The organism is Synechococcus sp. H60.1 (assembly GCF_047462335.1).
Lineage (GTDB): Bacteria > Cyanobacteriota > Cyanobacteriia > Thermostichales > Thermostichaceae > Thermostichus.
The window spans coordinates 1-2804 of the sequence record NZ_JANSJA010000006.1 but is presented as its reverse complement, the minus strand read 5'-3'; the positions used below and the strand labels follow the sequence as shown (position 1 = coordinate 2804).

The following is a 2804-nucleotide window of genomic DNA, read 5'->3' as shown; positions in this document are numbered from 1 at the left end:
TTAAGCTGAGGGGGGCTTTTCTCTCAGGAACCTTGGCCATGCACACCCCATCCCAGATCCTTCGCGAGCGCCTGCGCTTCCACGGTCACAAGTACACTTTTGTCAGCCAGCGTTTGCGCTTTCCCAACGGCACAGAGGCGGAGCGGGAGTACCTCATCCACCCCGGCGGCGTCGTGGCCGTACCGGTAACTGCCGAAGGCAAGTTCGTCTGCATTCGCCAGTATCGCTTTGCCGTCGCCGCCTACCTTTACGAATTTCCTGCCGGCACCGTCGAGCCAGGAGAACATCCGGATGAAACCATTCGCCGCGAGCTGGAAGAAGAAACCGGCCTGCGGGCCCACCGCTGGGATCCCCTCGGCCAATTTTATCTGTGCCCCGGCTATTCCAGCGAGATCATGTACGCCTACCTGGCGCGGGATCTGGAAGTGCTGGATGCTCCACCGGCCAAGGACGAGGATGAAGACATCGCCGTCGTGGAGTTTTCGCCTGCTGAACTAACGGAAATGGCCCGTTTTGGCCTGGACTTTGATAGCAAATCTATCGCCTGCTTTTGGCGGGCCCAATTGTTTTTGGCGGCAGAAAATGCGGTCGTTGCGAGCAGGGACAAGCCCTAGGCATGGCCACCCCCCTTGGTGGCGAACCTGCGCCTCGCCTAGCCCCCTCTTTCCCCAAGGGAGGGGGGCTAGAGGGGATCCTTGTCGCCAATAGGCCTGACCTCTATAGCAAAGTGGCGGCATAGTGGGCAGCCCCTATCAAGCCCACCTGGGCGTTCACCACCACCTGCACCGACAGTTGCTCCAGCAGAGGGCGCATCCGTCCTTTGTCCAAAAAGGAGGGCAAAAACTCCCCCTCTCGCAAGAGGCGCAGGAGCTTGGGCGCGATCCCGCCGGCGATGAACAGGCCCCCACGGGGCAACAGGTGCAGGGCAAAATTGCCGACAGCGGCCCCATACAAGCTGGTAAATAGCCGCAAGCATTCCACCGCCAAGGGATCCCGTCCCTCCAGGGCGGCATTGGCAATTTGGGCTGCCGGGTCGATGGGGCTAGCTTTCTTCTCCCACGCGGCAATTTGGGCCAGCAACTGCTCCTCTCCTTGGCCCCAGCGGCTATCCCGCAGAAATTGATAGATGGCCACGATCCCCTGCCCCGAGACCACCCGTTCAGTGGAGACGCGCCCATGTCGTTGTTGCAGATACCGCAGCAGCTCCCATTCCAAAGGGGTACGTGGAGAAAAATCCACATGCCCCCCCTCGCTGGCATGAACCTGGTAGCCGCCTTCTCCCCACGTGAGGTAGGTCTGCCCCAGGCCTGTGCCTGCCCCGATGACACCGATGGGAGCCTGGGGCTGCCGCTCCCCTGCCTGCAGTGTTTCCAGATCCTGATCTCGCAGGGCAAGCACCCCATACCCCACGGCGCTGAAGTCGTTGATCAAAGCTAGGCGTGGGATCCCCAGCTCTGCCGCCAATTGGCCTGAGTGCAGGCTCCAGGGCAGGTTGGTGATTTTGGCCGTTTGTCCCCCTGGCCACGTGCCCCCCTTCTCTTCCATCACGGGTCCAGCCACAGCAAAACAGGCAGCAACCGGCCGTGGATCTCGCCCCAGCTCCTGCCGCGCCTGGGCCAGAAACTCCAGCACCACCGGCGTGAGGTTGGGATAGCTTTGGCTGGCATAGCGGCAGTGGTAGAGGCTGTGGTCGGGATCTTGGGCATTGAAGAGGCTGAGGCTGGTCTTGGTACCCCCGATATCCCCCGCCAACAGCAACTCCATAGTTTTCTCAGGCAGCGCGTTATTCTCACCCTGACATTTCCGGCAATACCCTGGCAACGCCGGCCCTGCTTGGCCAGGGCGGGAAAGGGCAGGGAAGATGCTATGTTAACTGATGTAAAAGTTTCTAAGATTGCGTTTTGCTTCCTACATCTTGTTCGCCGCCTCTCCAAGAGGAACCTTCCCTGTCCTCCCAGAGCTTAGTTGGACGGGAGCTTCCCCCCTTTTCTCTGCGAAGGCGGCTTCCGTCTTACCATGCCATCGGGGCGGCGGCGGCTGTGCTGGTGTGCCTACCCGTTTTCGTGGAAGCGCCCCTGGTGCGCTATGGCCCTTGGCTGAGCTTGGCGATGACTCTAGGCTGGCTGGGCCTTAGCTTGCGGCTCTACTCGCGGCCCCGCAGCCGCATCTGGGGGGATCTGCTCTACGGCTTCACGCTGACTTGGCTGGCAGGATCCCTCTACTGGGGCTGGCTGCGCTGGGAGCCGCTCTGGCACATGCCGGTGGAAGCTCTGGGGATCCCGATTGTCTGGTGGGGGGCACGGCAACGCTTTGCCCGCATCGGCACCTGGTTTTATCTCGGCTCCCTGTGGGGCACAGCAGTGACAGATCTTTACATTCACTCGGTGGGGCTGTTGCCGGAGTGGCGGCAGGCAATGCGGTTTGACCGCCTGGATCAGGCAGCCGTCCCGTTCATGGCTGCGCTCAACAAAATGGCCACCCCTTGGGGGGTAGCTTGGGGCATCGGCTTAAGCCTTCTGCTCCTTGGGGTTGGCCTGTGGGTCATTCAGGGATCCCGTCGCCTGCACCATTGGGCCTTTGCCGGAGCAGTGCTGAATACCCTGTTGGTGGATGGTTTTTTTCTGTGGGGGGCGGCTTCGCTTCGCTGAGCCAGCCACCTCTGCGGTGCTGACTAAGAGAATGGCAGCGCAAGCCCCGGCATTGAGCTCACCTACCGTTCTTTTGGGTTTCTACGTAGCGCTTTGTTGTGGCCAGGTAGCCGCGAAGGAACTGTTCGTTCCAAGTGTAGGTAGCCGACTTCTCAA

At 61.0% G+C, this 2804-nt stretch carries 3 protein-coding genes; 2 read left to right on the top strand and 1 reads right to left on the bottom strand.

Features of this window, described 5'->3' with window-relative positions; translation table 11 throughout:
• Positions 1-38 precede the first annotated feature (38 nt).
• Positions 39-614 (top strand): NUDIX hydrolase, encoded by a 576-nt coding sequence (locus tag NW852_RS00295; RefSeq protein WP_414365567.1) that lies wholly within the window; start codon positions 39-41, stop codon positions 612-614.
• Positions 615-717: 103 nt separating this feature from the next.
• Here the strand turns inward: NW852_RS00295 and NW852_RS00290 are convergent, their stop codons facing one another.
• Complete coding sequence (locus NW852_RS00290) at positions 718-1764, bottom strand: glucokinase (protein WP_414365566.1); 1047 nt, start codon at positions 1762-1764, stop codon at positions 718-720.
• Between the two features lie 275 nt (positions 1765-2039).
• On the opposite strand from NW852_RS00290, the gene NW852_RS00285 reads away from it, so the two are divergent.
• On the top strand, positions 2040-2648 hold the full coding sequence (locus NW852_RS00285; RefSeq protein WP_414365565.1) for a DUF3120 domain-containing protein: 609 nt from the start codon (positions 2040-2042) through the stop codon (positions 2646-2648).
• Positions 2649-2804: the final 156 nt, after the last annotated feature.